This is a genomic window from Sphingomonas sanguinis NBRC 13937, from assembly GCF_001591005.1.
GTDB classification, from domain to species: domain Bacteria; phylum Pseudomonadota; class Alphaproteobacteria; order Sphingomonadales; family Sphingomonadaceae; genus Sphingomonas; species Sphingomonas sanguinis.
Genome location: NZ_BCTY01000090.1, coordinates 1 through 5,833 on the forward strand (window position 1 = coordinate 1; position 5,833 = coordinate 5,833).

The 5,833-nt window shown below is 62.4% G+C and carries 5 protein-coding genes; 3 read left to right on the forward strand and 2 right to left on the reverse strand.

Annotated elements, in window-relative coordinates; genetic code table 11:
- Positions 1-178: 178 nt before the first annotated feature.
- Both SSA01S_RS18475 and SSA01S_RS19720 read right to left on the reverse strand, forming a co-directional pair.
- Positions 179-1,618 (reverse strand): methyl-accepting chemotaxis protein, encoded by a 1,440-nt coding sequence (locus tag SSA01S_RS18475; protein ID WP_061781574.1) that lies wholly within the window; start codon positions 1,616-1,618, stop codon positions 179-181.
- A gap of 54 nt (positions 1,619-1,672) precedes the next feature.
- The gene (locus SSA01S_RS19720) at positions 1,673-1,897 is read right to left on the reverse strand and encodes a hypothetical protein (protein WP_156477953.1); all 225 of its coding nucleotides are present in this window, start codon (positions 1,895-1,897) and stop codon (positions 1,673-1,675) included.
- A gap of 122 nt (positions 1,898-2,019) precedes the next feature.
- Here SSA01S_RS19720 and SSA01S_RS18480 point away from each other — a divergent pair, with 122 nt between their 5' ends.
- The 3 genes from SSA01S_RS18480 (at position 2,020) to SSA01S_RS18490 (ending at position 4,952) form a co-directional block, all read left to right on the forward strand.
- Complete coding sequence (locus tag SSA01S_RS18480; protein ID WP_061781575.1) at positions 2,020-2,676, forward strand: PAS domain-containing protein; 657 nt, start codon at positions 2,020-2,022, stop codon at positions 2,674-2,676.
- A gap of 166 nt (positions 2,677-2,842) precedes the next feature.
- Positions 2,843-3,748, forward strand: a complete 906-nt coding sequence (locus SSA01S_RS18485) for a tyrosine-type recombinase/integrase (RefSeq protein ID WP_055763804.1) — start codon at positions 2,843-2,845, stop codon at positions 3,746-3,748.
- A 7-nt stretch (positions 3,749-3,755) separates the two neighbouring features.
- Positions 3,756-4,952, forward strand: coding sequence for an IS91 family transposase (locus SSA01S_RS18490; protein ID WP_061781576.1), 1,197 nt, complete (start codon positions 3,756-3,758; stop codon positions 4,950-4,952).
- The last annotated feature ends 881 nt before the right edge of the window (positions 4,953-5,833 follow it).

Genomic DNA, 5,833 nt, shown 5'->3' on the forward strand with positions numbered 1-5,833 from the left:
GCTTATGGCTCCGACCTTCCGCTCAGCGGAGCATCTTCCACTCCTTCCTCCGCTGTCATCGAACCAATAGGGTTGGCAAGGCTTGTCACGACGTAGTGTATTCGCCTTATGGCTTGCTCGAGTTCGGCGAGATCAAGTAGCAGACAAGTGTAGCCGGCGACGAACGTCTGCCGGGTCATCAAAACGATGACCAGTCTTCGTGTGTCACGGCAAGCGCACTCGAGGAGGAGGCGGAGGATGTTCGCTGCGTATTCACCATGCGCCTAACAGACTTTGCCGCATAGTCCTGGAGATGGTGGACAGTATTCGAGGATGGCAATGCTTCTCTTGCCTGAGCTTTCTGGGTCAGTTTAAACCGGGTCACTTGATTGGCGAGATCTTCAGCTTCCGACGCAAGGGAACGCGTTGCTGCGGTCGCTTCCTCGACCATCGCGGCGTTCTGCTGCGTTACGCCATCCATCGCCGCAATCGCGGAATTGACCTCTTGGATGCCCGAAGCCTGCCGATCCATCGAGCCCGCAATATCACTGACGATGGTGCTGATCTCGCCAACCCGATCAATGATACCATGCAAAGCGCTTCCGGTATCGCTTACCAACTTAACCCCGGCTTCGACCTGTTCGGTTGAGGCGGTGATACGTGCCTTCACATCCTTCGCGGCATCTGCCGAACGCTGTGCCAAGGCGCGCACCTCGGAGGCAACAACGGCAAATCCCTTGCCTGCATCGCCAGCGCGCGCAGCCTCGACACCGGCGTTGAGCGCAAGCAGGTTGGTTTGAAATGCGATGCCGTCAATCACGCTGATGATTTCGGAGATTTCGCCCGACGTCCGTTCAATCCCTTCCATGGCAAGGACCGCGCGCTGCACCACCTCGCCCGACTGCTGTGCCTCCTGACGGGCTTGGGACACGAGTTGATTTGCCTTGGTGGTTCCTTCCGCACTCTGACGAAGCGTCAACGTAATTTCCTGCATGGCAGCGGCCGTTTCTTCCAAAGCAGCTGCCTGCTGCTCCGTGCGGCAAGACAAATCGTCCGATGCTTGCCGTATGTCCGAGGCACCGCTGTTGATTTCGCGAGCGACGGTCGTGACGGTCGACAAGATGAAATCGAGCGCCTCTACGGCGGCATTGAAGTCGTGGCGCAGCCGTTCGTAATCTGACGAAAATTCGGTTGTGATCGGCAGCGAAAGGTCTCCAGCGGCCAGGCGGGTCAAGCCGTCACCCAGTTCCTGAACGACCAGCTTCGTCGCAATGTTCGTCGTGCGAACCGCGTCCGCGTTTTGACGGAAGATGTGCATGGCGCGCGTCATGCGTCCCACGCAATCCCGGTTGTCGGTAAACTGTACCGGGCTCTCCAGATCGCCTTCGGCCATCGCTTCCATTCGCAGGACCGTAGTGACATAGGGCGTACTGATCAGCCTACCGCTGAACCAGGTCAGCAAAGCGGGCAGAAAAGCCATCACGTAAATACCCGTGCCGACTGGCCATGCCAGGTTGGCGTGGCGCATGACGAACAGGTGGATGATGCCAGATGCGAGCGCAGCGATCGCTAGCTGGCAAACGAACAGAGCTTCGAATTTTTGACGAATAGGTGCGTGATTGGCGAACCAGTCGATCATCGGACATCTCCCCTACCTTTCCAAGACGTACCCCCGCGGAAGTTAAAAAATGCCTTACTGATACGGACCATATTGGTCCATTTGATGTTTTCTTTGCACAATATTGGATATTTTTGCGCCGTTATGTGCATAGCCATGCCACTTACTGGCGCGCACAAAGCTGCGGCGTGCAACCCGTTCGTCGGCGCCCGCTTCGGGCACACCGTTGACGAGATTGGCCGGAGCAGCAAATGGGCCAGGGTGGGGCATGCCACAACATCGTGAAGCCGTATGATCCATTCGCCATACGCCTGTCGTAAAACAATGCAAAAGCCTTCATACGATGGCTTGGTCGTTGCGTTGTGATTCAAAGAGTGTCTTCTGTGGTGCAAGGCGGGCGCGCTTTTGGTAGATCGGGTCGCATGGCCAAAGAGGTAGTCAGCGAAGAATGGCTGCGACGTTTCGTTTCCGAAACGTCTTCAGCGACATGGGTGGTCGATGCCGATGGTTATGTGATGGACATTCCCGAATGGGTGGCGCTGACCGGCCAGAACCCGGCAGACGTTGCGGGAGACGGATGGATGGCGGCGTTGCACCCCGACGACATCGATCGTGTCCGCGCTGCCTGGGAAACCGCCGTTACCCACCATTCCCATTACAATACCGACTACCGCCTCCGCTGCGCAGACGGCATCTATCGCTGGTTCAACGCGCGCGGTGTGCCGATGCTCGACATCGGTGGCGGCGTTCTCAAATGGTTCGGGGTCATCCTGCCGATCGCGGGTTCCGCGCGTCTCGCGCGTAATGAGTCCGCGATGCGACCGCTTCGCGCAGATCAATTCGATGACATCGCGGCAGGCGCGTTGCGCGCTGCCCGCGCACTACTCAACTGGCCGGCGGAGAAGCTAGCGGAAGAGGCAGGCGTATCGCGTTCGACCATCCGGCGACTCGAAAACGGCGAGGCAACCACTACTCCGCGGCGCGGCAGCGTAGAGAAGATCCTATCGGTACTGGCCCGGCATAATATCCGGTGTCTTGGACAGAATGGCGTCATTGAAGGCGTGGTGAGCGCAGAATGACAGCCTGAAGCTACGGAACGCGTCAAGTCGCAGTCTCACTCGACCCACTGCACGAAGCCGCTGCGCGGCAGTGTTGTTCGCGGTGAAGTAGCGCGTCAGCACTGAGGTTTGGCCCTGCGGCAGCGGGGGCAGACGATGGAGATCCTTCAACAAGAGGAACTCCATCATGGCTACTGCACTTGTCGAACCGAGCGTTACCCCACTGCGTCAGCGGATGCTCGACGACATGGCGATGCGTTCGATGCGGGCTCGGACGCAGCACGACTATGTCCGCCACGTCCGAGCCTTCGCGGCGTTCATCAAGCGCTCGCCGGACACCGCGACGGCCGAGGACGTGCGTCGCTTCCAGGTCCATCAACGCGAGCACGGCGTCAGCGAGTCCGTCATCGGCGCCACGGTATCGGCGTTGCGCTTCCTGTTCGGTGTGACGCTCGACCGGCCGGACCTGTCGCGCAAGCTGGTGCTGGCGCCGCGGCCCCGGAAGCTGCCCGACGTGCTGAGCGTCGATGAGGTCGCGCGGCTGCTCGAGGCGGCACCGGGCATCAAGTACCGCGCGGCACTCGGCGTGGCGTACGGCGCCGGCCTGCGCGTGTCCGAGGTTGCGCATCTCAAGGCCGACGACATCGACAGCAAGCGCATGCTCATCCGCATCGAGGAGGGGAAAGGCCGCAAGGACCGCAACGCGATGCTGTCGCCGCAGTTGCTCGAGCTCCTCAGGATCTGGTGGCGCGAGGGCAAGCGGCGCAGCGTCCTCTTGCCGCACGGGTGGCTGTTCCCAGGCCGCAGCTACACCGACCCGATCTCGACACGGCAACTACACCGTGCGGTCCACGAGGCGGCCGAGGCGGCGGGCATCCGCAAGCGGGTCAGCCCGCATACGCTGCGGCACAGCTTCGCCACCCACCTACTGGAGCAGGACGTCGATATCCGCGTCATCCAGGTCCTGCTCGGGCACAGCAAGCTTGAGACGACTGCGCTCTACACCAAGGTCGCGACCCGTACGATCCGCGCCGTCACCGGCCCGCTCGACCAGTTGATGGCGCTGATGGAGGGCAGGACGCCCGCCGGGTGACGCCCGAGTGCGCGCCTCGCTCGAGGTGGCCGACATCTTCCGCGCTGCCGGTCCTGCATACCGGATGACCCGCGCCGGGCACCTCAGCCTCGACCAGTTGAAGGTCATGTCGGCGATAGAGACCTGCCGAACCGCCGTCATGGGCGGACACGTCGAGGCCTGCACCGACTGCGGGCATTGGCGGGTTGCGTATAACAGCTGTCGCAACCGGCATTGCCCGCGCTGCCAGGGGGCGGCCGCACGCACCTGGCTCGCCGAACGCGAGGCCGACCTGCTGCCGGTCGGCTATTTCCACGTCGTCTTCACGCTGCCCGCCGAGGTTGCCGATGTAGCGTGGCAGAACAAGGCGGCGGTCTACGGGCTGCTGTTCCAGGCGGCGTCCGAGACGATGACGACCATCGCCACCGACCCGAAGCATCTCGGCGCACGCATCGGCATGACCGCAGTGCTTCACACCTGGGGCTCGGCGATGACCCACCACCCGCACATCCATATGATTGTCCCAGGCGGCGGGTTGTCGCGGGACGGCCGTCGCTGGATCTCGTCACGGCCGGCGTTCCTGCTGCCGGTGCGCGTCCTCGGCAAGCTGTTCCGCCGCCTGTTCCTGACCCGGCTGATGGCGCTGTACGACGCCGGGCGGCTCGGCTTCCACGGCAGCCTCGCGCATCTTGCCGACCGGCGGACGTTCCTGCGGCACCTGGCCCCGGTCAGAAAGAAGCGCTGGGTGGTCTATGCCAAGCCGCCGTTCGCCGGCCCCGAGACGGTGCTCGCCTATCTCTCGCGCTACACTCACCGCGTCGCCATCTCGAACAGCCGGCTCCTGCGCTTCGACCAGACCGGCGTCACCTTCCGCTACAAGGATTACCGCCGGGGTGGTGCTGACCGCCAGCAGGTCATGACGCTCAGCCCCGACGAGTTCATCCGCCGCTTCCTGCTCCACGTCCTGCCCAAGGGCTTCCATCGTATTCGCCACTATGGCCTGCTCGCCGGCGCCACTCGCAAGGCACATCTCGAACGGGCCCGCGAACTGCTCGGTGTTGCGCCACCACCAATCGATGCCACGTCGACGGTCGAACCCGACGACGTCCGTCCGCCATGCCCGTGCTGCGGCGGGCGCATGCTGGTCATCGAAACCTTCGAGCGCTGGCGACAACCCCGCGCACCGCCGCATGACACCAGCGCGACCGGGACCACGACGCCATGACCCGGCACGGCCTGCCTTCATCCCGCCACGCGGCTCCCGCGCTTACGGCGTTCATCCCACTCGCGCCGGCGAAACCGCCAGTCACATCGACGCTTGCCCCGACCGCCTGTCCTGGCCGACATCCATGCCGCACGCTCTTGCCGAGTGCCGCGTCGCGGCCTCACACCGTTAATCCCGCCCGACATCACACCGACCGGCCAGCCACCGGAAAACCGCTTTCCCCATAGACCAGCGCCCGTGGCCCGCGGCTTCCTGCTTTGGAGGATATCATACACCTGCCGGTGCCTGATTTCCTTCACAATGTCGGCCATTCAACGGCGGGCGGCCCCCTCTCGAAAGCGGACGCTCGTTAATTGCAGCCTGGCCGCTGCTTACTCAGCTAGCGCCACCTAACCGATCTGCATCCGTCAGACCTTCGATGACGATCGCGGTCCCCTGCAGAGGCCAGGGGGGAGACGTTGTGCGTGGTCCTGTGAAAGAGATTCGACGCGGGATGATTGGCGAGCCGGAGCTCCAGCCGTGGTATTGACAAGTCGTCGAACCACGACCGATCAATCCCGGCAAACTGCCTTAAGAACGGCATGACGGCGCCATCCATCAAGCCGCCGTGGTACCGCAGAGCTGACCGCCAACTCTAGCCTGCCTCAGCGACCAGCCTGATCGACGCGTGACAGGCTCGTTGCAAATCACTTGCAAGTCAGACAGCTAGGCTCATACATTACGATTTAATGACATTTACCATCCCCGATACCTCACGGGACCGACGGATAGAAGATCCGACAAATCTCTGGATTATTCATCCAGCGGCACGCTTTCTCGTGCCCTGGTTCATCGCGCGCGGGATCTCGGCCAATGCCGTTTCCCTGGCCGGGCTGGCTTTA